Source organism: Sphingomonas sp. S2M10, assembly GCF_012650175.1.
GTDB lineage: Bacteria > Pseudomonadota > Alphaproteobacteria > Sphingomonadales > Sphingomonadaceae > Sphingomonas.
The window spans coordinates 18,091-40,760 of the sequence record NZ_JAAILI010000041.1 but is presented as its reverse complement, the minus strand read 5'-3'; the positions used below and the strand labels follow the sequence as shown (position 1 = coordinate 40,760).

At 68.3% G+C, this 22,670-nt stretch carries 19 protein-coding genes, 1 tRNA gene and 1 pseudogene; 10 read left to right on the top strand and 11 right to left on the bottom strand.

Annotated features, from left to right (window positions below; genetic code table 11):
- A pseudogene (locus S2M10_RS09880) lies at nt 1-381 on the bottom strand (energy transducer TonB); the annotation flags it as partial.
- Between the two features lie 93 nt (nt 382-474).
- Between S2M10_RS09880 and S2M10_RS09875 the strand changes: the two are divergent.
- Both S2M10_RS09875 and S2M10_RS09870 read left to right on the top strand, forming a co-directional pair.
- Nucleotides 475-801: a hypothetical protein gene (locus tag S2M10_RS09875; protein WP_168845894.1), complete on the top strand. Its 327-nt coding sequence runs from the start codon at nt 475-477 to the stop codon at nt 799-801.
- 116 nt (nt 802-917) lie between these two features.
- Nucleotides 918-2,714: an aminopeptidase P family protein gene (locus tag S2M10_RS09870; RefSeq protein WP_168845893.1), complete on the top strand. Its 1,797-nt coding sequence runs from the start codon at nt 918-920 to the stop codon at nt 2,712-2,714.
- Between the two features lie 146 nt (nt 2,715-2,860).
- Here the strand turns inward: S2M10_RS09870 and S2M10_RS09865 are convergent, their stop codons facing one another.
- The gene (locus S2M10_RS09865) at nt 2,861-2,998 is read right to left on the bottom strand and encodes a hypothetical protein (protein ID WP_168845892.1); all 138 of its coding nucleotides are present in this window, start codon (nt 2,996-2,998) and stop codon (nt 2,861-2,863) included.
- A 101-nt stretch (nt 2,999-3,099) separates the two neighbouring features.
- Here S2M10_RS09865 and S2M10_RS09860 point away from each other — a divergent pair.
- Nucleotides 3,100-3,174: transfer RNA gene (locus tag S2M10_RS09860), tRNA-Thr, on the top strand.
- A 213-nt stretch (nt 3,175-3,387) separates the two neighbouring features.
- Here S2M10_RS09860 and S2M10_RS09855 read toward each other — a convergent pair.
- The 4 genes from S2M10_RS09855 to S2M10_RS09840 all read right to left on the bottom strand — a co-directional run bounded on the left by S2M10_RS09855 (nt 3,388) and on the right by S2M10_RS09840 (nt 11,870).
- Nucleotides 3,388-4,998: an alpha-L-fucosidase gene (locus S2M10_RS09855; protein WP_168845891.1), complete on the bottom strand. Its 1,611-nt coding sequence runs from the start codon at nt 4,996-4,998 to the stop codon at nt 3,388-3,390.
- Between the two features lies 1 nt (nt 4,999).
- A complete protein-coding gene (locus tag S2M10_RS09850; RefSeq protein WP_168845890.1) occupies nt 5,000-7,870 on the bottom strand; it encodes a TIM-barrel domain-containing protein in 2,871 nt (956 codons plus the stop codon).
- Between the two features lie 35 nt (nt 7,871-7,905).
- Entirely contained in the window at nt 7,906-9,525 is a 1,620-nt protein-coding gene (locus S2M10_RS09845) for a DUF5597 domain-containing protein (RefSeq protein ID WP_168845889.1), read from the bottom strand.
- Between the two features lie 131 nt (nt 9,526-9,656).
- Nucleotides 9,657-11,870, bottom strand: coding sequence for a sialidase family protein (locus S2M10_RS09840; RefSeq protein WP_247650732.1), 2,214 nt, complete (start codon nt 11,868-11,870; stop codon nt 9,657-9,659).
- A gap of 174 nt (nt 11,871-12,044) precedes the next feature.
- Between S2M10_RS09840 and S2M10_RS09835 the strand changes: the two genes are divergently transcribed.
- A complete protein-coding gene (locus tag S2M10_RS09835; RefSeq protein ID WP_247650731.1) occupies nt 12,045-13,022 on the top strand; it encodes an alpha/beta hydrolase in 978 nt (325 codons plus the stop codon).
- Nucleotides 13,023-13,082: 60 nt separating this feature from the next.
- Entirely contained in the window at nt 13,083-13,214 is a 132-nt protein-coding gene (locus S2M10_RS22950) for a hypothetical protein (protein WP_282098038.1), read from the top strand.
- A gap of 7 nt (nt 13,215-13,221) precedes the next feature.
- On the opposite strand, the gene S2M10_RS09825 is transcribed toward S2M10_RS22950, so the two are convergent.
- The gene (locus tag S2M10_RS09825; RefSeq protein WP_168845887.1) at nt 13,222-14,073 is read right to left on the bottom strand and encodes an IclR family transcriptional regulator; all 852 of its coding nucleotides are present in this window, start codon (nt 14,071-14,073) and stop codon (nt 13,222-13,224) included.
- A gap of 119 nt (nt 14,074-14,192) precedes the next feature.
- On the opposite strand from S2M10_RS09825, the gene S2M10_RS09820 reads away from it, so the two are divergent.
- The 5 genes from S2M10_RS09820 (at nt 14,193) to S2M10_RS09800 (ending at nt 19,052) form a co-directional block, all read left to right on the top strand.
- Entirely contained in the window at nt 14,193-14,933 is a 741-nt protein-coding gene (locus S2M10_RS09820; protein WP_168845886.1) for an SDR family oxidoreductase, read from the top strand.
- Nucleotides 14,933-16,219 carry an L-fuconate dehydratase gene (locus tag S2M10_RS09815; RefSeq protein ID WP_168845885.1) on the top strand — a complete coding sequence of 429 codons (1,287 nt, stop codon included), beginning with the start codon at nt 14,933-14,935 and terminating at the stop codon, nt 16,217-16,219. Before S2M10_RS09820 ends, S2M10_RS09815 begins: the two co-directional genes overlap by 1 nt.
- Entirely contained in the window at nt 16,216-16,983 is a 768-nt protein-coding gene (locus S2M10_RS09810; RefSeq protein WP_168845884.1) for an SDR family oxidoreductase, read from the top strand. The genes S2M10_RS09815 and S2M10_RS09810 overlap by 4 nt, the downstream gene beginning before the upstream one ends.
- Nucleotides 16,984-17,017: 34 nt before the next feature.
- On the top strand, nt 17,018-18,298 hold the full coding sequence (gene fucP / locus S2M10_RS09805; RefSeq protein WP_168845883.1) for an L-fucose:H+ symporter permease: 1,281 nt from the start codon (nt 17,018-17,020) through the stop codon (nt 18,296-18,298).
- 250 nt (nt 18,299-18,548) lie between these two features.
- Nucleotides 18,549-19,052, top strand: coding sequence for a DUF4262 domain-containing protein (locus S2M10_RS09800; protein WP_168845882.1), 504 nt, complete (start codon nt 18,549-18,551; stop codon nt 19,050-19,052).
- Between the two features lie 132 nt (nt 19,053-19,184).
- On the opposite strand, the gene S2M10_RS09795 is transcribed toward S2M10_RS09800, so the two are convergent.
- From S2M10_RS09795 to S2M10_RS09780, 4 genes are read right to left on the bottom strand one after another with little or no spacing between them, the layout of a single operon-like run.
- Complete coding sequence (locus S2M10_RS09795) at nt 19,185-19,802, bottom strand: LUD domain-containing protein (protein WP_168845881.1); 618 nt, start codon at nt 19,800-19,802, stop codon at nt 19,185-19,187.
- Complete coding sequence (locus tag S2M10_RS09790; protein WP_168845880.1) at nt 19,799-21,190, bottom strand: lactate utilization protein B; 1,392 nt, start codon at nt 21,188-21,190, stop codon at nt 19,799-19,801. The genes S2M10_RS09795 and S2M10_RS09790 overlap by 4 nt, the downstream gene beginning before the upstream one ends.
- Complete coding sequence (locus S2M10_RS09785) at nt 21,187-21,951, bottom strand: (Fe-S)-binding protein (protein WP_168845879.1); 765 nt, start codon at nt 21,949-21,951, stop codon at nt 21,187-21,189. Before S2M10_RS09785 ends, S2M10_RS09790 begins: the two co-directional genes overlap by 4 nt.
- A gap of 51 nt (nt 21,952-22,002) precedes the next feature.
- Nucleotides 22,003-22,635, bottom strand: coding sequence for a TetR/AcrR family transcriptional regulator (locus S2M10_RS09780; protein WP_247650730.1), 633 nt, complete (start codon nt 22,633-22,635; stop codon nt 22,003-22,005).
- Nucleotides 22,636-22,670 lie beyond the last annotated feature (35 nt).

Sequence of the window (22,670 nt, the reverse complement as noted above, 5' to 3'; positions counted from 1 at the left end):
CTCCCCGCCCGCACCGGTCCCCGGCCCCGCCACCGGCGCTGCGCCGGACGACGAGTCGCTGGCGGTCGCGGGCTTGGGCGCGGTCACCAGCGGGGGCGGCTGGAGCACCACCAGCGGCGGCGGTGCAGCGACCTCGGTCGCCCTGGCTACGCGGTTGGGCGGTGCCGAGGCACCTTCGGCCTTGGGCGCCGCCCGCCGCCTGGCGGGTTCCGGTGCCGGCGGCGGCGGGGGTGGCGGCACATCGAAGCTCAGCAGCACGGCCTCGGGGTCGTGGCGAGGCGCCCTATGCGCGCGCAGTCCGGCGAACAGCAGCATCGCCAGCAGCGCCTCCACCGCGATCGCCGCCGCCGCGCCGCGCGCCCGGCTGCCGCCCGAGATCACCGCGGCCCTCCCGATCCTTGCGGGTTCATGCAACCGAAATGCGGCATGGCACATTGATGCGCATCGAACACGAACCGAAGATGGGGTCCGAATATGCGTAAGACAATCGCCGCGCTCGCCGCCTTTGCCCTGGCCATGCCGGTCGCGATGCCGATCGGCGTCGCCAGCGCCCAGTCGCGCTACGAAGGCAAGTCCAAGTCCAGCCGCAACTATCGCTATGTCAAGAAGTGCCGCAAGTCGAAGGGCGAGGCAGGCCTGATCGCGGGCGGCGTCGCCGGCGCGATCGCCGGTCCGTCGGTGGTCGGCGGCGGTCTGCTCGGCGCCGCGGCCGGTGGTGTCGCCGGTGCGCTGGGCGGCCGCGCGATCGACCGCACCATCACCGCGAAGAACCGCTGCACCTATGTGCGCGTCCGTCGCTGAATGACCGAAGGGGCGGGCGCCGGTCCCGCCCCTTTCCAAAACTGCCTGCATCGGCCAGAAACCGGCCATTCCGCGGCGCGCTCCGCGCCGCCCCCGAAGATGCAGGAACCACGCATATGTCCAGCTATGCCGATCGTCTGACCGCGCTGCGCGCGCAGCTCGCGCAGGATGCGCTCGACGGCTTCGTCGTGCCGCTCACCGACGAGCACATGTCCGAATATGTCGGCGAATATGCCCAGCGTCTGGCGTGGCTCACCGGCTTTCAGGGTTCGGCCGGCAGCGCCGTGGTGCTGAGCGAGCAGGCCGCGATCTTCACCGACGGGCGCTACACGCTGCAGGTACGCCAGCAGGTCTCCGCCGATCACTGGGAATATGTCGGCGTGCCGGCGACCAGCATTGCCGACTGGCTACGCGCGCACGCCCCGAAGGGCGGTCGCATCGGCTATGATCCCTGGCTGCATACCCGCGCCTGGGTGGAGGAGGCCCGCAAGGCGCTGGCCGAAAAGGGCGCCGCGCTCGTCCCCGTCACCCGCAACCCGATCGACGCCGTCTGGGCCGAACAGCCCAGCCCCTCCGATGCGCCGCTGGCGGTGCTCGACGACGCACTGGCCGGCAAGTCCTCCGCCGCCAAGCGCGCCGATATCGCCGACTGGCTGCAGGCGCGGGGCGCCGACGCGGTGGTGATCGCCGCGCTCGATTCGATCGCCTGGACCTTCAACGTGCGCGGCGACGATGTCTCCCACACGCCGGTGGCGCTCGCCTATACCGTGATCCATGCCGACGGCACCGCCGACCTCTTCGTCGCGCCGGAGAAGATGACCGACGCGGTGCGCCAGCATCTCGGCAACGCGGTGCGCATCCACGATCGCGCGGCCTTCGCGCCCGCTCTGGGGGGATTCGCCGGCAAGCGCGTGGTGGCGGACCCGGGCACGGCGGTCTCGGCGATTTTCGAAGCGCTGGAGGCGGGCGGCGCCACCGTCGTCGCGCTGCGCGACCCGGTGATCCTCGCCAAGGCGATCAAGAACCCGGCCGAGGTCGCCGGGCACAAGGCCGCGCAGGCCCGCGACGGCGCCGCGCTCAGCCGCTTCCTCAAATGGTTCGAGGAAACCGCGCCGCAGGGCGGCCTCACCGAGATGTCCGCCGCCGACAAGCTGCGCGATTTCCGCGAGGCGACGGGTCGGCTCAAGGACCTGTCGTTCGACACCATCTCCGCCACCGGCCCCAATGGCGCGATCCCGCACTACAAGGTCACCGAGGAATCGAGCCTGAGCATCGAGCGCGGCCAGCTGTTCCTGATCGATTCCGGCGGCCAGTACGGCGACGGCACCACCGACGTGACCCGCGTGATGCCGGTCGGCGAAGCGAGCCACGAGATGAAGGACCGCTTCACCCGCGTGCTCAAGGGCCATATCGCCATCGCTACCGCGATCTTCCCGGACGGCACCACCGGCGCGCAGATCGACGGCTTCGCGCGGCGGCCGCTTTGGGAAGCGGGCCTCGACTTCGCCCATGGCACCGGCCACGGCGTCGGCGCCTATCTCTCGGTCCACGAAGGCCCGCAGCGCATCGCCCCGCCTTCCTATCCCGGCGGACAGGCGCTGGAGCCGCTGCGGGCGGGCATGTTCCTCTCGAACGAGCCCGGCTACTACAAGGCGGGCGAATACGGCATTCGCATCGAGAATCTGGTCCACATCATCGAACGGACGATCCCCGGCGGCGACAAGCCGATGCTGGCGTTCGAGACGCTCACCTTCGCCCCGATCGAGCGCAGCCTGATCCTCCCCGAACTGCTCACGCCCGAGGAGCGCGCGTGGCTGGATGCCTATCATGCCGAGGTGCTGGCGATCGTCGGCCCGCAGCTGGACGGCGACGAGCGCGCCTGGCTGGAAGCCAAGTGCGCGCCGATCGGGTGATCTAGATCCTCCCCGGAACGGGGAGGGGGACCAAGACGCGCAGCGGCTTGGTGGAGGGGAAGCGCAGCGGGCGAGTCCCTCGTGGAGAGCCCCCTCCACCACCGCCTGCGGCGGCGGTCCCCCTCCCCGTTCCGGGGAGGATCTTGTCAGTCCGCCGATTCGGGGGGCGCTTCTGTCCCCTGCCCCGCCGCTTCCGCCTTCGCCTCGCGCGCTTGCGCTTTGCGCCGCCGCAGGTTTTCGCGCAGTTTTTCGGCCAGTCGAGCCTGCTTATCCACATCCTTCATGCGAAAAGCGATAAACCTTCGCGATGCGGGTTGACAATCACGGGCCCCCAAGCAAATAGGCCCCTCCCGCACGGCGCTGGTCGCCGCGGTTGGAAAACAGTGCTGCCGTAGCTCAGTGGTAGAGCGCATCCTTGGTAAGGCTGAGGTCGCGAGTTCAATCCTCGCCGGCAGCACCATTTTCCTCTTCTGACAGAAGTATTTGCCCGCACGGGCCACGCGGCGGTGCGTAGTGGCTCCCCCATATTTCAACCGTCATCCCCGCGCATGCAGGGATCCATTGGGGTCGCCGGCGCGTCTCCATCCGCAACGTCCTGGCAAAATGATTCCCGCCTGCGCGGGAATGACGATCGCTGGTGGGGGGCGGCCGCTTTCGACCGCCCCCGCATCCCTTACGCGCGCCGAAGCCCGTCGATCCGGACCACCGGCACCGTCCCCAACCCCTGGGGCAGCGTGACGGTAAGACCCGCCTCCGATTGCCGGAAGGCCACATCGCCGCCGCCCAGCAGCCGCGCCCGCGCCACCCGGCCCGCCTTCAGGCCGAGCGCCTTGACCGTCACGGGTGCGCTCGGCGCCTTGAGGAAGAACAGGTACAGCGCATCGCCCCGGCACGTGAAGCGCACGTCCCGCTCGGTGAAGCCCTTGAACGCGCCTTCGTTCTGCATGCCCGAGGCGAGCTGGGTCGGCCCCTCGCCATAGGTCCGCCACGGCCGGGTGCCGAAAATCGCCTCGCCGTTCACCGCCATCCAGGCGCCCAGATCGTCGAGGATCTTCTCTTCCTCGGCATCGATCGTGCCGTCGCCGCGCTGCGGCACCGAAAGCAGCAGGTTGCCGTTCTTCGAGACGACATCGGCGAGCCGCTGCAGCACGTCGGCCGCGGACTTATATGCCTTGTCGGTGTAGAGGCTGCGGCGGTAGAACCAGTCGCCCAGGCAGGTGTCGGTCTGCCAGGGCTCGTCCCACAGATGGTCGGAAAAGCCGCGCTCGACGTCCTGCACCAGGCCGAACCGGGCATAGGGGTTCAGCTTCTTCGCGGTCGCGACCACGTCGATCTTGCCATGCCAATCGATCGAGCGGTTGTAATAGTCCGCCACCGCCGCGAGGCCGATCGGCCCGAACGGCAACTCGTAATTGTCGAAATAGCAGAAGTCCGGCTTGTACTTGGTGACCAGGTCGACCTGGCGGAGGAGCCAGCGCCTCGCATAATCGATGTCGCCGGGGGGCACCGTCTCCAGCCACTGGCCGTCATTCTTTTCGTGCCACTTGCCCATCGCCTGCATCGTGTCGATGCCGTCGGGCGCCACGAAATGCTTGCCGGTATAGAGGATCTGCGGGTCCAGCCCCTCCCACCACCTGCCCGCGCCATCGGCCTTGGTCAGGCGGAAGGCGTCGTAGCGCTCGCCCCTGCGGGGGCCTTCGGGATCATAGCCATAGGCCGTCTGGTACCAGTGCCAGGCGTGCGAGGCGTGGTTGGAAACGCCGAAGCGCAGCCCGGCCGCGCGCGCCACCTTCTCCCAGGTGCCGACCACGTCTCGCTTCGGCCCCACGCGCAGGCTGTTCCAGCCATGGTGCGCGCTGTCGTAGCAGTCGAGATTGTCGTGATGGCAGGCGAGCGACACGAAATATTTCGCGCCTGCCTTCACGAAGCGCCGCATCAGGCCCTCGGGGTCCCAGCGCTCGGCCGTCCAGCGGTTCTGGACCTCCATGAAGCCGATATCGGCAGGGTGGCCATAGGTCTTGCGATGGAAGTCCGAGGCCGGGTGGCCCTGGATGTACATGTGGCGGCCATACCAGTCCCCCTGTTCGGGCACCGATTGCGGCCCCCAGTGCGACCAGATCCCGAACTTCGCATCGCGAAACCAGTCCGGATAGCGATAGTTCGCCACCAACGAGGGCCAGCTTGCCTGCACCGGCCCCTTCGCCACCACCTGCGCCCGTGCGACGGCCGGCAGGGCGGCAAGCCCCGCCAAAACGCTGCGACGCTGCCACCCTGATCCGATCATGTCAGCCCCGCTTCACCACGAGGGCGCCGCCTTCGTACCGAACCTCGGTATCGAAGCCATTGTCGTCGGTCACCGGCTTGCCGGCGCTCACCCACTTGACGCGGAAGCTGCGGGCCGCGGGCATGCCTGCCCAGCCCTTGCCTTCGCGTGCGCCGATGGTCAGGGTGCCGGCCTTGTCGTCGTAACTGAGCGGGATGCGGCTGAACGCGCCGGTCTTGTACTGCTCGCTGCGGCCATCATCCTCGTAGAGCGAGAACTGGCCGTTCGCGCCGGTATAGACGGTGATGGTCAGCGGCGCGTCGCGCTGCTGGTCCACATATTGCGTCACCGGGCCCATCGGCACGATCGCGCCCGCCTTGACGAACAGCGGCATCCGCTCCGCCGGCGCCTGGATTCCGGCGATGGTGCCGCCGCGATAGGTCTTGGCGGAACCGAAGTCGTACCAGGTGCCGGTGCCGGGGAAGTAGACGGTGCGGCTGCGCGCCTTGTACTCGGTCACCGGCGCGACGAGGAAGGCGTCGCCGAACAGATACTGGTCGTTGATCGTGCGCGCCTTGGCATCGGACGGGAAGTCCATCGCCATGCCCCGCATGATGCTGCCGTCCTTCATATAGGTGTCGGCACCCACCGTGTAGATATAGGGCATCAGCCGGTAGCGGAGCTGGTCGTACCACACCATCGAGGCGCGCATCGGCGAGCCTTCCGGCGAAATCTCGTAGATCTCGCGATACGGCGATTCGCCATGGCTGCGGAACAGCGGGCTGAACGCGCCGAACTGGAACCAGCGCAAGTTGAGCTCGCGCCATTCCGCGAGATCCTCCGGCTTCGGGTTCTTGGTCTCGAAGCGCGGCTCCACCGCGAAGCCACCAATGTCGTGCGTCCAGTTCGGAAGGCCCGACATCGAGGCGTTCACGCCCGCCGAAATCTGCGCGCGCAGATCATACCAGCGGGTCGCGACGTCGCCCGACCAGATCGCCGCGCCGTAGCGCTGCAGCCCGCCGAAGCCCGAACGGGTGAGCAGGAACGGCCGCACATCGGGCTTGAAGCTGCGCCAGCCCTCGAAGAAGGCGCGCGCGTTCATCAGCGGGTAGCTGTTGAAATATTGCTGCGCCGGGCCGATCGCGGTGGGACCCATGGTGTCGATCCGCTCCTCGATCGAGAGGTTCGAGTGCATGTCCGGCTCGCTGGCATCCGCCCACCAGGCATCGGTGCCGAGCACGCCCAGCCGCTCCTGGATCTGCTTCCAGAATATCCGGCGCCCTTCGGCCGAATAGGGATCGTAGAAGGTGTTGGCATAGCCCGGGCCGACCCAGTCCTTGTTCCCCTGGCGCAGATTGCCCTGATAGGCCGCACCCGCCGCGTTCAGTTCCTTGTAGGTGTCGGTGGTCGGATAGAATTTGGGCCAGACCGAAATCATGAAATTGGCGTGCTGGTCATGCACCTTGTCGATCATCGCCTTGGGATCGGGGAAGCGGGTGCGATCGAACTTGTGGCTGCCCCAGTCGTCGTCGCGCCAGTAGCGCCAGTCGAGCACGATATTGTCGAGCGGGATGTTCAGCGAACGATATTTGTCGACCACGCCGGTCACCTCGGCGGCGGTGTCGTAGCGCTGGCGCGACTGCCAGAAGCCATAGACCCATTTCGGCATCATCTCGGCCTTGCCGGTGAGCTGGCGATAGCCGGCGATCACGCCGTCGAGCGTGTCCGCAGGCACGAACCAATAGTTCTTGGCCTGACCCACCTCGCTGGTGAACCATACCGAATGGCGATCGGGGGCGGGCAGCGGATCATTGTGGAGCAGCGCCATATAGCCGGCATTGGGCTCCCACTCGATGCGGATCTGCACCGGCTTGCCCTTGACCATGGCCAAGTCGAAATTCGCGTACCAGGGGTTCCAGTTCTGCCGCCAGCGGTCGAGCACCAGCTTTCCGTCGGCATAGACCTTGTAATAGCTCGAGCCGTAGAGCTGGAACTTGTGGGTGCCGGTCACCTCGGGCTGGACGTCGCCGGTCCACACCACGGTCTGCTTCTGCACCGCGTTGCCGGCGGTGTTCTGGCCGCCGGTCGCCGCGACGGTCTGCGCCTTGGCCGCCTCGGGCCAGTTCTTCTGGTCCTTGATATACTGGTAGTTGATCGTCGCTTCCTGGCGGGTGACCGCAGGCTTGCCGTCGAGGAAATACTCCGCCTTCCAGCCCGGCTTGCCGCCGCTGGTGACCTTCAGCCCCTCGCCCACCAGCGTGTAGGGCGCAGGGTTGCCGAAGCGGCTGATGCTGGCATTGTCCCACAACAGGCCGTAGCTGCGCGTCGAGACGACGAACGGCACCGCGATGTCCATATTGTGCTGGGCGAGTTCGACGTCCTCGCCATTATAGTTCATCTGCGCGTTCTGGTGCTGCCCCAGGCCGTACAGCCCCTCGTCGGTGCTGCGGTTGAACTGCTGGCTGACGCGCACGAACGGCTTGCCCTCGACGGTGACCGGCTTGAACGCGGCCTGACCGGATTCGGCGAGCAGCTCGCGGCCCTTGGCATCGATGAAGCGGACGCGGCCGGTGGCGATGTCGATATCGGCGGTGGCGCGCTTGGCCTCGACCAGCACATGGCCATTGGCGCTGCGCACCTCGAACGCGCCGGCGGCCGGCGGATTGGGCGCCATCAGGCTGGGGGCGAGCGTGCCGGTGTCGACGCCCTTGGGCGTGGCGATGACATGGAAGATGCCGTCGCCGTGCACGGTGACTTCCACGCGTGCCGCGCTGCCGCCGGTGGGCGTGACGACCACCCCGCCCTCGGTGCGGCTATAGCCGTTTTCCTGCGCCGCCTGCGCCGATGTCATCGCGCTGCCGGCCAGCAGCGCCGCGATCCAAACCCTCTTCATGCCCAAACCTCCTGCATTTCTTCTATTGTCGCCGCTCAACGATAGCGGCCCATGGTAACCTTCAGAACCTGGGGGCGATCGACCAGGTTGAGCCCGTAATCGGTCTGGTCGCCGTTCCACACGCGCGTCGTCTGCCATTTTCCGTCGACGAACGTCCCTTCTTCGGCGCGCAGCAAGATCCCGTTCGGCGCGCTGCCTTCGGCGGCCGAGAAGGTGACCCGCACATGATCCCCAACCACCAGAAACTCGTTTTCGGAAAGCTGCGCGACCGCGACGCCGCCGATCTTCTCCGCGCCCCAGGGGGCCGGATCGGACTTGAGGAAGGTCCATTCCTTCATGCCGAACTGCCACTGGCCCCAATCGGCGCTGATGCGCCAGCCGCCCATCACCGTCTCGCGCGACTTGCCGTCATCGGGCTTGGCCACGCCCCAGGTCGGGCGGGTGAAGGCGATCCGCGCCCAGTCGCGCGCCATGTCGTGCAGCATGCCATAGGGCAGCGCGAAGGCATCCAGCGTCGCCGGCTCCAGGTCGCGCGCGCCCAGCGGGTAGTTGAAATAGCCGGTGCCATCCATGCCGAACGGCGCGAAGCCGATCGCGCCGCGCCCCAGCGCCTCGTAGAAGAAGCGGGCGAAGTCGCGGGCGTTGCCGATCTCGGGCACCATCAGCGCATTGTCGGGCCGGGCATATTTTTCGAGATAGAGCGAGACGTTCTCGCTGCTGCGATCATAAAGATCTGGCGCCGCGAAATCGAGCGCGGGGGCGGCTGCCTTCCAGATGTCGAGCACGTCCTGCTGCGGCCCGCCGCTCGCCACACCGTCCGGGTCCGGCACGTTGGAGGGGCCGGCCAGCGCTGCGTTGACGTACATCGGCAGCGGCTTCACCGCCTTGCCCGCCGCCGCGATGGCGTTGACGTAGCGCGCGACATACCAGCTGTTGAACGCGCGATCGGCCTGGGTGCCGAAGGCCTGCGCCCAGGTGCCGCGCTTGCCGGTCTTCTTCGCCAGTTCCGCGGGGATCGCCTGCGCGAACAGGCGGTTGCCCTCGGCCGAATAGTCGCGCGGGTTGCGATAGCTGCCGGTTTCGTTCTCCGGCTGCACCAGGATCACCGTGTTCTGCGGATCATGATCGCGCAGATATTCCATCACCTTCACGAAGGCGCGCGTATCGGCCTTCAGCGTTTCCGCCCCGTGCGCGCTCAGCACGCCGTGATCCTTGCCGTCGCGCGTCTTCATGCGGGGGAAGCGCTTCGCATCCAGCTTCACCCAGTCGGGCGTGTAGCTGTAGCTCGTGTTCTTCCAGGTGCCGAACCAGAGCAGCACGACGCGCTTGTCGCGCGCCCGCGCCTGATCGAGCAGCGTCTGGAGGAAGCTGAGGTCGAACTGCCCTTCGCGCGGCTCCACCTGCTGCCAGGCGATCGGCACTTCCACCGTGTTGGCGTGCATCCGCTCCAGCACCGGCCAGGTGGTGGCGAGCGGTGCGGCATAGTTGCTGGAATTGTTGACCTGCGCACCCAGCATCAGGAACGGCGCACCGTCGACGATCAGCGCGTGGCGACCGTTCTTCGTCTCGATCCGCGGCACCGGCGTCGCGGTCTGCGCCGTCGCCGTCCCGGCGAGCAGCAGCGCCGCGGCGGCAAGCACCGAACGAAACGGCACTTTCGCTCCCCTCCCGCTTGCGGGAGGGGTCGGGGGAGGGAAGGACGTGGAGGTAACGCTGAAACGCGCCAGCCCCTCCCGCAAGCGGGAGGGGAACGCAGGCGCCAACCTCGACGCGTGTTGATTCATCCTCATTTCGTCTCCCCTGCCGGATCGCCATAGAACAGCCCGCGCCCGTCGGTGCCGAGATACACCCGGCCGGCGATGCGCGGATCGCCCGAGATCACGCGGAACCGCAGGCCCCATTGGTGCCTGTCGTCGTTGATCCGCTGCCAATGTTTCCCCAGATCGTCCGAGCGCCACACCGCGCGCAGCCCGTCCAGCGTGCCGACGGCATAGAGGCCGGGCGTGGCGCCCTGCCCCTTGCCCAGCCCGAACAACTCCACCTGCAGCGCACCGCTGGCCGGGCGGAACGAGGCGCCGCCATCGGTGCTCCGCCACAGCTGCGCGCCCAGCTTCAGCCACAGCTCTCCCGCCGCGAAGGGCGAGGCGATCAGGGTCGATTGCTGCTCGCGATTGCGGATGCGCGCGGCCGAAAGATCGGCAGGCAGCCCGCGCCCGGCGAGCGGCGCGAAATGTGCCCCGCCGTCGCGCGAGCCGAGCACATGGGCGTCGCTCACCGCATAGAAAAGGGCCGGATCGACCTTGTCCGCCGTCGCGCGGGTGCTGCCCGGCAGCCCCTCGACCCGCAGCCAGGTCTTGCCGCCGTCGCGGGTGCGCAGCGGCGCGGGCGTCGCCACCAGCATCGTGCCGCCGTCGGCGGAGACGCTGATCGCCGCCTCGCCGTTCAGATCGGCGCGGGCCGGTGGGCTGCCCATCGCCGGCACCTTCACCGGCATCCAGCTGCGCCCGCCATCCTCGGATCGGCCGAGCGATGCGTCGCGCGGCCGATTGGCGTAGAGGCTGCCGCTGCGCACGATCACGCTCGGCTTGCGGCCGGCATAATCGAGCGTGTTGGTGTTCGAGAGATAGGGATTGGTGAAGCTCGGCTGCGGCGAACGCGCGAAATCGTCATGAACGAATCCGGCGAGATCGCCGAAGCCCGAGACCAGATGCGCCCCGCCGGTCGGCGCGGTGAGCGTGATGATCGCGGTCTGCTCGATGCCGCGCACCCACGGCGCCCAGTCCACACGCGCCTGCCCGGCTGCCGCCGTCGCATAGACGGTCGCCCCCGTCGTGTAGGCGATGTGGCCGGCATCGAACGGATCGATCGCGAGCCCGGTGATCCAATGGCCGAAATCGGCACCCTTGCCCTCGTGCAGCAGGAAGGGTGCGGCGGTGATGTCGCGCCGGCTGCGCGGCCCGAGATCGTCCCAATGTGCGCCGCCGTCGCGCGACAGCCACAGCGTGTCGCCAAGCTTGTACCGATCCAGCGTGCTGATCGCCACGGTACCCGGCGCAGTGGCCGCAACCGCCACGCCCAAGATGCCGCCCTCGCGGTGATCGGGCGGCGTGATATCCTGGCCCTTGCCGTCGGGCGTGAAGCGCCACACCGCGCCGTCCAGCGCATCGCTCTGGCCGATGCCCGTGGCATAGCCGACATATAGCGTGCCGTCCGCCGCGATGGCCGCCTTGACCGCGAGCATCTCCGGCCCGGGGCCCGCAACCGCCGCCCAGCGCGCGCCGCCGTCCTCGGAGCGATAGAGGTGCACGGCGCCGGGATCGGCCACGCCTGCCCAGATCCGCCGCGATCCGGTGTCGCGGGTGCCGCTGGACCGATCGAACAGCACGAACGCCACGCCGCCATGCGTCTGGCGCGGCGCTGGCTTGCCCAGCCCGGGCACGGGAAAAGCGGCGAGCTTGGTCCAGTGCGCGCCCGCATCGTCGCTCCGCCACAGGCCGTCGTGCCGCGAGCCGAAGAACAGCGTCGTGGTGCGGTTCGGGTCCACCGCCAGCCGTTCGCCGAGGCCGCGCCCCGCCTCGTTGCCGCCCATCGCGAAGGGCACCGGCGTCACCGCCCAGGTCGCGCCGCGATCGGCCGAGCGCAGGATCGCCGCCGGCGCGTTCGCCCCCATGCCAGCGGCCATATAGAGCACGGCCGGATCGCGCGGATCCGGGGCGATGCTCTCGATGCCCATATAGCTGGAGACAACGTTGCCATCCTGTAGCGGAACCCAGCGCGCCGCGGCGGCATCCCAGCGGTACGCACCGCCCATATCGGTACGCAGATAGGCCAGCCCGCGCTCGGCCGGGCTGAACACGATCCCGGGCGCATAGCCGCCGGCACCCACCGTGACATTGGTCCAGCGATAGGGAAGCTGCGCCTGCGCCTGCGCCACGGCCGCCGGCGGCGCGGCGGCAATCGCCAGCGCCGCGAACATGCCGTACGACATGAAACGCGCCATTCCATCCCCTCCGGTCGCGGAACCCCATGGCTCCGTTTACGATCGTGCCGGGACAGGTTAGCGCTACCAGATGCGGAAGGGAACCGCTGTTTTGAAATTTACTTTTGCTAGTGGAAGCAGTCTGCAATGCTGGTGCGGGACCGGCCGCTTATGCCCGACTTTGGGGAGGAAGAGATGATATCGCAAGACCTTAACCGCCGTCACCTGCTGGGCGGCATGGCGCTCGCCGCGGGCCTTTCGGGGCTGCCCGCGCAGGCACAGAACGCCGCGCAGGATGAGGTGCTGCCGCTATGGCCCGGCTCGCCGCCGGGATCGCCCGCATCGCTGCCCACCCCGAAATACGACCAGCGCTCCAAGGATCCGTCCTTCAACGATCGCTGGCTGACCGGCGTCGGCCGGCCCTCGCTCACCGTGCGCCGCCCCGCGCAGCCGAACGGCACCGCGGTGATGCTGGTCCCCGGCGGCGGCTATGGCTTCCTGGCGATCGACAATGAAGGCGAGGAGCAGGCGCGCTGGCTGAACGCGATCGGCATCACCGCCTTCATCCTGCGCTATCGCCTGCCCACCGAAGGCTGGGCGAACCGCGCGACGGTGCCGCTCGCCGACGCGCAGCGCGGCCTGCGCCTGATCCGCGCCGCCGCCAGCCGCTATGGGGTCGATCCGGCGAAGGTGCTGGCGATCGGCTTCTCGGCCGGCGGCCACCTCACCGGCAGCCTGGCAACGCGCCATGGCGAGCGCGTCTATGCACCGGTCGACGCCGCCGACCAGCTCTCCGCCCGTCCCGATCTCGCCGGGCTGATCTATCCGGTGGTGAGCCTGTCGGCGCCGTTCACCCATGGCGGCTCGCGCGACAATCTGTTCGGCACCGGCGCCGATGCCGCAGCACTCGCCGCCGCCTCGGTGGAGAACCGCGTCACCGCGGAAACCTCGCCGATCTTCCTCGCCCATGCCAGCGATGACGGGCTGGTGCCGATCGCCAACAGTCTGGCGCTGTACCAGGCGCTGCTCGCCGCCAAGCGCCCGGCCGAGCTCCATGCGTTCGACCAGGGCGGCCACGGCTTCGGCGTGCGCCTGCCCAAGACGGTGCCCGCCTCGGCCTGGCCCACATTGTTCGCCGCCTATGCACGCCGGTCGGGCCTGCTCGCCGGCTGATCGCAACGAACCGTTCGGCTGCGCGTCTTTCCCTTGGAAATCAACAACAAGGCGCGCAGCATGGACCCGAAGAGCGAACCCGTCGAGAACCGCGCCCGCAAGGGCCTGGGCGCCGTCGCGCTGATCGTGCTGGCGATCATCGTGACGGTCTTTGTCGGCTACAACATCTACTACGCCGTCACGCCAGGCTGACGGCCGTCTACGCCTCCGTTGCGCGCAGGCGGCGGCGGCGGCCCGGGCTGGCGATCGACAGGCTGGGCACCACCGGCGCCTCCTCCCGATCGAACCAGCCCAATGCGGACGAGATCGCGGTTGCCGTTTCGCGGAGCAGCGCCAGCGCCTCGTCGTGCGAGACGTGCGGCGCATCGTCGATGGCGGCGAGGAACGGGATGGTCAGCGCCGCGACGACATGGCCATCGAAGCCGAAGATCGGGCAGCTCATGTCCGACACGCCGGCCATCCGCGCGCTGGGAATCGATTCATGGCCCTTGGCGCGCACCGCGACCAGCCGCTCGGCCAGTCCCTTGGGCAGCCCCTTGGGATAGAGCGCGGCGCGGCGCTCCTCGTCCATGGCCGCGAGCAGCACATGGCCCGAGCAGCTGGTCAGCAAGTCGATCTCCGTGCCCAGCCGCACGGCGAAACCCGTGGTGCCGGGGCTCTCCTGCCGCGCGACGATCAGTCCGCGCGTGCCGTTCACCACCACCAAGTGGCAGGATTGCACCGTCGCCGCCGCCAGGCTGTGCATCAGCGGCGTCGCGACATGGGTGAGTTCCTGCGCGGGCGTCGCGCGGTGCGCTATCTCGAGCACGCGGTACGTGACGCGATATCGATCGCTCACGCCGTCCTTGTGCAGCCAGCCCCGGCGGTCCAGCACCACGATGATCCGGAACAGCTCGCTGATCGACCGGCTCAGCCGCTGCGCGATCTCGCTGATCGTCAGCCCTTGCGGCTCGGTGCCGAGCAGCTCGATAACGTCGATCGCCTTTTCCAGCGCCGGCGCAGCGTAGCTGGGGGTTTTGTCCGCCGAAGCAGATGGTGCGGTATCGGTCATGATGCCACGCTACCCAAAGCGGCACGCGGTGTCATGCCACTTGCGAACACCTTGCGCTTCCGCCTAAAATAATGAAAACTGTTTTGACATATGAAAACTAACAGGGAGATGGAAAGCCGATGCGCTTCCGGAACAAGACCGCGCTCGTAACCGCGGCAGGCCACGGCATCGGCCGCGCGACGGCGCTGCGCCTTCGCGACGAAGGCGCCCGCGTGCTGGCGCTGGATCGGGACGGCGATGCGCTCGCGACGATGGAAGGCGTCGAGCCGGTGGTGCTGGACCTGCTCGATGCGGCGGCAATCGCGGATCTGCCCGCGAAGATCGGCACGATCGACGCGCTCGCCAACATTGCCGGCTTCGTCGCGGCAGGCTCGATCCTCGACGGCAGCGATGCCGATTGGATGCTGTCCTTCGATCTCAATGTCCATGCGATGCACCGCATGATCCGCGCCTTCCTGCCGGGCATGCTGGCGAACGGCGGCGGCGCGATCGTCAACATGTCGTCCATTGCGTCGAGCGTGAAGGGCATCCCCAACCGCCATGCCTATGGCGCCTCCAAGGCGGCGGTGATCGGCCTGACCAAATCGGTCGCTGCCGATTTCGTCGCCAAGGGCATCCGCTGCAACGCGGTCTGCCCCGGCACGGTCGACACCCCGAGTCTTCGCCAGCGCGTTGCCGAACAGGCGGCGCAGCAGGGCATCGCGGTCGAGGAAGCACATGCCGCCTTCGTCGCGCGCCAGCCGATGGGCCGGCTCGGCCAGGAGGACGAGATCGCCGCGCTGATCTGCTATCTCGCCAGCGACGAGGCAAGCTTCACCACCGGCGCAGTGCATGTGATCGACGGCGGGTGGGTCAACTGATGACGCTCAACGCCCGCATCACCGGCCTGCGCACGGTCGACCTGCGCTTCCCGACCAGCGCCTCGCTCGACGGCTCCGACGCGATGAACCCGGACCCCGATTATTCGGCCGCCTATGTCATCCTGGAGACCGACGTCCCCGGCCTCGAAGGCCATGGCCTGACCTTCACCATCGGCCGCGGCAACGACATCTGCGTCGCCGCGATCGAGGCAATGCGCCACTTGGTGATCGGCCTCGACCTCGCCTGGATCGCCGAGGAGCCCGCGCGGATGTGGCGGCACCTCACCGGCGACAGCCAGCTGCGCTGGATCGGCCCCGACAAGGGCGCGGTGCACCTCGCCACCGGCGCGGTGGTCAACGCGATCTGGGACCTCTGGGCCAAGGCCGAGGGCAAGCCGGTGTGGAAGCTGGTCGCCGACATGACGCCCGAGCAGCTCGTCCGCGCGATCGACTTCCGCTATCTCACCGACGCGATCACGCCCGAAGAGGCGCTCGCCCTGCTCACCGAGCGCGCCGCGGGCAAGGCGGAGCGCGTCGCCACGCTCGAGGCGAACGGCTACCCTTGCTACACCACGTCGGCTGGTTGGTTGGGCTATCCCGACGAGAAGCTGCGCCGCCTCGCCCAGGAAGCGGTCGATGCCGGCTTCCACCATATCAAGCTCAAGGTCGGCCGCGACCTGGAGGACGATATCCGCCGCGTCCGCATCGCGCGCGAGGTGCTCGGCCCCGATCGCAAGCTGATGATCGACGCCAACCAGGTCTGGGAGGTCGGCCAGGCGATCGAGTGGGTCAACGCGCTCGCCTTCGCGCACCCCTGGTTCATCGAGGAGCCGACCAGCCCCGACGACGTGCTCGGCCACAAGGCGATCCGCGACGGCATCGGCCAGGTCCAGGTCGCGACCGGCGAGATGTGCCAGAACCGCATCCTGTTCAAACAGTTCATGGCGGTGGGGGCGGTCGACGTGATCCAGCTCGACGCCTGCCGCATCGGCGGGGTGAACGAGGCACTGGCGGTGCTGCTGCTCGCCGCACGCTACGGCCTGCCGGTCTGCCCGCATGCCGGCGGCGTGGGGCTGTGCGAATACGTCCAGCACTTGTCGATGATCGACTATCTGTGCTTTGCCGGCACCATGGACGGCAGGGTCATCGAATATGTGGATCATCTCCATGAGCATTTCCTGGAGCCCTGCGTGATCCGCGACGCAGCCTATATGCCGCCGCAGCGCCCCGGCTATTCGATCGAGATGAAGCCCGAGACGCTCGTCCAATATCGGTTCGGCGCATGAACCTGGGGCTCGCCGGCAAGGTCGTGATCGTCACCGGCGGCTCGTCGGGGATCGGCGCAGCCATTGCGGCAGGGCTGGCGCGCGAAGGCGCGGTCCCTGCCATCGTCTCGCGCGAGCCGCCGCGGCCCGAACTGGTCGCGCAGCTGGGCGAGGACTGGCTGTTCCACCCCTGCGAGCTGGCCGAGGACGATGCCGTGGTCGCCGCGGTCGATGCGGTGGCGGCGCGCTTCGGGCGGATCGACGGGCTGGTCAACAATGCCGGGCTCAACGACAATCTCGGCTTCGAGGCGACCCCGGCGCAGTTCCGCGCCTCGCTCGACATCAACCTCGTCCATTATTTCGGTATGGCGCGCGCCGCGCTTCCGCACCTCAAGGCGGCGCAGGGCGCGATCGTCAATATCGGCTCCAAGACCTCGATCACCGGCCAGGGCCATACCAGCGCCTATGCCGCCGCCAAGGGCGCGGTGCTGGCGCTGACCCGCGAATGGGCGGTGGCGCTGCGCGGCGACGGCATCCGGGTGAACGCGATCGTGCCGGCCGAGGTCGAGACCCCCGCCTATGCCGAATGGCTGAAGAGCTTCGACGATCCCGCCGCGCGGCGCGAGGAAATCGAGCGCCGGGTGCCGTTCGGCCACCGCTTCACCACGCCCGATGAGATCGCCGACACCGCGCTGTTCCTGCTTTCGGCGCGGGCCAGCCACACTACCGGCCAGTGGCTGTTCGTCGACGGCGGCTACACGCATCTGGACCGCGCCATCGAATGACCCCAACAGGGGCGTCGCACCAAGGAGAGGACACATGGCCAGCAAGGCCGGACGCTACACCCCCGCCATCATTCTGACGGTCTCGCTGTTCTTCCTGTGGGGAATGGCGAACAACCTGAACGACATCCTGATCGCGCATTTCCGCCGCGCCTTCACGCTGAGCGATTTCGAGACCAGCTTCGTCCAGCAGGCCTTCTACCTGGGCTATTTCCTGCTCGCGACGCCGGCGGCGATGCTCGCGCGGCGGCGGGGATACAAGGCGGCGATCGTGACGGGCCTGACGCTGTACGCGATCGGCGCGCTGCTCTTCTATCCGGCGACGCATTTCGGCGAATATCGCTGGTTCCTTGCGGCCTTGTTCGTGATCGCCTGCGGCCTTGCCTTTCTCGAGACCTCGGCCAGCCCGCTGATCGCCGAGCTCGGCAGCCCTGAAGGCGCCGCCCGCCGGCTCAACTTAGCCCAGGCAGCCAACCCGCTCGGCACGATCTTCGGCGTGCTGGTGGGAAAATATTTCATCCTCTCCAGCTTCGCGCAGGACGACAAGGCGCTGGCGGCGATGTCCGCCGCCGAGCGTACCGCGACGCTGCGCGGCGAGCTCGCCTCGGTGCAGACGCCCTATCTGGTGATCGGCCTGGTCGTGCTCGCCTTCGCGATCGCCGCCGCGCTGATCGCCTTCCCGGACAACCGCCGCGATGGCGACGCGCCCGCGGTGCCGACGGGCAAGGCGCTCGGCACCGTGCTGCGCGACCGGACGCTGATCTTCGCGGTGATCGCGCAGTTCTTCTATGTCGGGGCGCAGGTCGGGCTGTGGAGCTATACGATCCGCTACGCCCAGGTGAACCTGCCCGGCCTCACCGAGCAGGGCGCGGCCGACTATCTGTTCGCCAGCCTGGTGCTGTTCGGCGTGGGCCGCTTCGTGGGCGCGGCGATGCTCGGCAAGGTCCCGGCGCCGCAGCTGCTGGTGGTGTTTTCGGGGCTCTCGGCAGTGCTGGCGGCGGTGGCGGTGTTCGTCGGCGGCACGCCCGGACTCTACGCGCTGGTCGCGGCGAGCTTCTTCATGTCGATCCAGTTCCCGACGATCTTCGCGATCGGCATCGGCGGCCTGGGCGCGCTCAAGCAGATCGGCGCCTCGCTGATCGTGATGGCGATCATCGGCGGCGCGGTGCTAACCGCAGCGATGGGGCACCTGTCCGACCTGGCGGGGATCAACCTCGCGCTGCTGGTGCCGGCCGTGGCGTTCCTGGTGGTGCTCGCCTTCGGGGTGCGCGCGACGGGGACAGCGGGGGACGTGGAGTTCGCAGCGGCGGGGCATTGAGGCGACATTAAAAGCCCCTCCCCTTCAGAGGAGGGGTTGGGGGTGGGGCAGTGTCTCACCGAGACCGGCAAACGTTCTGGAATCCCTCCACCCCACCCCCTCCTCCAAGGAGGAGGGGCTTGAGAGGGAGACGCCCCCAACGTCGAAACCCCTCCGTCAGCCCTTCGGGCTGCCACCTCCCCTTACAGGGGAGGAATGAAGGCGCAGAACTGCTGTGTCGTTGCTCCGTCAAAGCCGCTAGAAAATAGGCATGCGAACCGCCCTAGATGCACCACTCCAAACGCTGGACGCGTTAGACCGGGACTTTATCGAGAAAGTTCGGGAATATGGCTGGGCGTACACGGCAGTGCTTGCCGACGCCCAAGGCCCAAGCTTCTGTTTCACCACTGGCTTGTGGCTCGCCACGGGCCACCCCGAATTAATCCTCTTCTCGATGAGGCGGGACATTGCGCGGGACGTGTTCGCCGATCTGTTCCGAGACGCAAAGGCGGGGAACCGATTGACTGTTGGTCAGGCGTCCGATCAAGTCTTTTCGAATCTTCCAGCCTATGCTTTTCCCGTCGCTAAACGCTTCTACGCTGAGTACCTTGGGCGAGGCCGGTGGTTCTACGACGGCGACGACTTCCCTTGCCTCCATATTGTTTGGCCCGATCGGGACGGCCAATTCCCTTGGCAGCAGGGCTTTGATCTGGAGTTTGTCGACGATCAACCGGATCTGACAGAACGTGGGTGGCCACAAGAAGTCAGCGGCTAATCAAGTGGACTAAGCCCCTCCCCTTCAGGGGAGGGGTTAGGGGTGGGGCATGACCGAGAAGCGAGTCCCACGCTTGAAGCGGAGTCCCCCACCCCAACCCCTCCCCTGAAGGGGAGGGGCTTAAGAAGAAGATTAGCCGACGAGGACCACATGCAAGAACCGCGGCCCGTGGGCACCGCGGACATAGGTGCCTTCGATGTCGGTCGTGCCGCTGACGCCTGTTACCCAGTAATGCGCGCGCGGTACCGCACCGCCCGGCGCGGCGTCCTCCAGCCAGCGGACCAACGCGGCGACCTCCAGCACGACGATGTGCCGCAGCGCCAGGAAGTTGGGGAGCATCGGCGCTTCCGGCGAGGTCTCGAACACCAGCGAGCCCGTCTCCGCCACCCCGGCGCGCGCGAAGGCCAGCACCGTGCCATCGTCGATCGGGCATTCCGCCAGCCGAGTCAGCCCGGCCCAGTCGAGCCCATCCACCCGCGCGTCGGGCGGCAGCCATAGCGCCGGTTCCGCGCCCTCGGCGGCGAGATATTCCGCCACCGCCCCGGGCAATTCCGCAAGCGCCCCAATCCGCGCATGCGTCGCCGCCACGCTCGGCTGGGCGAGCTGCGCGAGGAAGCGCGCGGCCAGATCCTCCGGCCCCGCCGGCCGCTCGCGTTCCTCCCCCGCGAGCAGCGCCGCCGCCTCCGCCGCCAGATCCGCCGCCGCCCGCGCCGGCCCCAGCCGCGCCAGGATCGCGTCGCGCGCGCTCATCGTTCGCCCTTTCGATAGCGGTCCATGAAGCTCTCCGCCGCAGGGGCCGGAAAGTCGCGCCCGCCGGTCCAGCCGCCGGCCAGCGGCAGCTTCGCGATCCAGCCGCGCCCGGCCAGCCGCATCGCCCGGATCGCCCAGCGCACCCCGGCGCGATACAGCCAGGGCCGCCGCGCCGCCCAGGCCCAGAGCCCCAAACCGGAACGCAAGGTCACCGGCTCCAGCCCCTCGCGCCAGCTCTTCTCGCGCCAGCCGCGCAGCAAGGTCGGCAGCGGGATCGCGACCGGGCACACCTCCTGGCACTTGCCGTTCATCGTGCACGCGTTCGGCAGGTCCCGGCTCGCCGCCAGACCGTCGAGCGCAGGCGTCAGCACCGATCCCATCGGCCCCGGATAGGTGCCGCCATAGGCATGGCCGCCGATCTGGCGGAACACCACGCAATGGTTCATGCACGCGCCGCAGCGGATGCAGCGGAGCATCTCCGCCAGCCCCTCCTCGCGCATCGCGCTGCGGCCGTTGTCGACCAGCACGATGTGCATCTCTTCCGGCCCGTCCCGGTCCCCGGCCCGCTTCGGCCCGGCATAGAAAGTGGTATATTGCGTCAGCGCCGCGCCGGTCGCCGAGCGGGCGAGCAGCCGCAGCAGATGCACGGCGTGGTCCATCGAGGGGACCAGCTTCTCGATCCCCGCCGTCACGATATGGACGCGCGGCGGCACCAGCGAGAGCTCGGCATTGCCCTCGTTGGTGACGGTGCAGATTTGCCCCGAATCCGCGATCAGGAAATTGGCGCCCGAAATGCCGACATCGGCGCCCAGCATCTCGCCCCGCAGCTGCCGCCGGGCACTCGCCGCCATCGCGACGATGCTTTCCTCGACATGCGGCTCGCGGTGGCGGGCGTGGAAGAGTTCGGAGACCTGCTCGCGCGTCTTGTGCATCGCCGGCCAGATGATGTGCGAGGGCCGCTCGCCCGCCAGCTGGATGATGTGCTCGGCCAGATCGGTCTCGACCCGATCGATCCCTGCTGCCTCCAGCGCGTGCGGCAGGCCGATCTCCTCGCCGAGCATCGACTTGGAGCGGGCGACGCTCTTGGCGCCAGCCTTGCGGCAGATGTCGACGACGATCGCGCAGGCCTCGTCGGCGGTCGCGGCCCAATGGACCGTCGCCCCCGAGGCGGTCGCCGCCGCCTCGAACTGGACGAGGTACGCGCCAAGGTTCGCGATCACATGATCCTTGATCGCCGCCGCCCGCGCGCGTGCCGCCGCGAAGCTGGGCCAGGCGCCGATCGCAGCACCCCGCTTGGCCTCGGCGGTGCCGGCGGTGCGCTCGACCGCAATCTTGAGCTGGCGGTCGGCGAGCGCGACATCGACCCGCGCGTCGAAAGCGCGGCTCATTGCGCTTCCCCGATCGCCGGGCCGTCGGCCATGCCGGCCAGCACCTCGATGGTGTGGAAGGCGCGCACCGCCGACCCGCGCCGATGGAGCTTGCCCGCCATGTTCATCAGGCAGCCGAGATCGCCGGCGAGCAGCAGCGCCGCGCCCGTAGCCTCCACCGCCGCCGCCTTCTCGTCGGCGATGGCGTTGGAGATGGCCGGGTATTTCACGCAGAAGGTGCCGCCGAAGCCGCAGCAGGTCTCCTCGCCGGCGAGCGGCACCAGCGCCAGCCCCTCGACCGCGCCGAGCAGGCGCCGCGGCTGCGCCTTGATGCCCAGTTCGCGCAGGCCGGAGCAGCTGTCATGATAGGTCGCGGTCGCCGGCAGCGTCACGCCCTCGGGCCGCCAGCCGCGCGCATCGAGATAGGCGAGGATCTCCCAGGTCTTCGCCGCCACCGCCTCGGCGCGCGCGGCCCATGCCGGATCGTCGGCGAGCAGCTCGGGATAGTGGCAGCGTATCGTCCCGGCGCAGCTGCCCGAAGGCACGACGATCGCCTCATACGCTTCCAGCATCGCCACGTTGCGGCGGGCGAAATCCGTCGCGGTCGCGCGGTCGCCCGAATTGAGCGCGGGTTGCCCGCAACAGGTCTGCGCCTCCGGCACCACCACCACGCACCCCGCATCGGCCAGCGCGCGCAGCGCCGCAAAGCCCACCCGCGGCCGCATCGCATCAACCAGGCAGGTAACGAACAGCGCGACGCGGGACGAGGGAAAGTCAGTCATGCCCATCCATTTCGCATATCCTGGGAGCGCTTTCCAGATAGCGGCACCGGATCAGGGGCGGGCCGCTTCGGCCTGAATGTCGGCCACTTCGCGGCGGATCATCTTCAGCACCAGCGCCGCCGCGCGATCGGTATCCTCGGCGGGGCTGAGGAAGCGGTGCTGCATCAGCCCCAGCGCGGTCGCGGTGATCAGGTCGGTCAGCGCACAGCGGCGCTCGGCAAAGGCGTCGCCCGGAATCAGCGCGGTCAGTGCCGCGAGCATCGTGCCGCGCACGTCCTCGCGCGTTCCCTCGAAGATCGCGGCGATGCGCTCGTTGCGCGCCGACTCGGCGACGATCTCGGCAAACAACGGGTCCGACTCGTCTGGCTTCGGGCGGATGAAATCGGCCAGCCAGTTCCATACGAACTCCGGATCGCCGCTCTGGATGCCCGCGCACAGCGACTCGGGCGCGAGGAAATCCATGCAGTCGGCCTGCACGATCTGCGCGACGATCGCCTCCTTCGAAGAAAAATCGCGATAAATTTGACCTACCGCAATGCCGGATTCCCTCGCGATCTGGGCCACGCCGGTCGCGTGAAAACCGTTCGCAATGAACAACCTGCGTGCCGCAGACACGATTTTTTCGCGCCGCAACAGCGCTTTGTCTCGGTGCGGAACGCCGCCTGCTTCCGTGGCTTCTGCCATCCGTGTTACCCTTGAAACCGTCTTGACCGAGCACC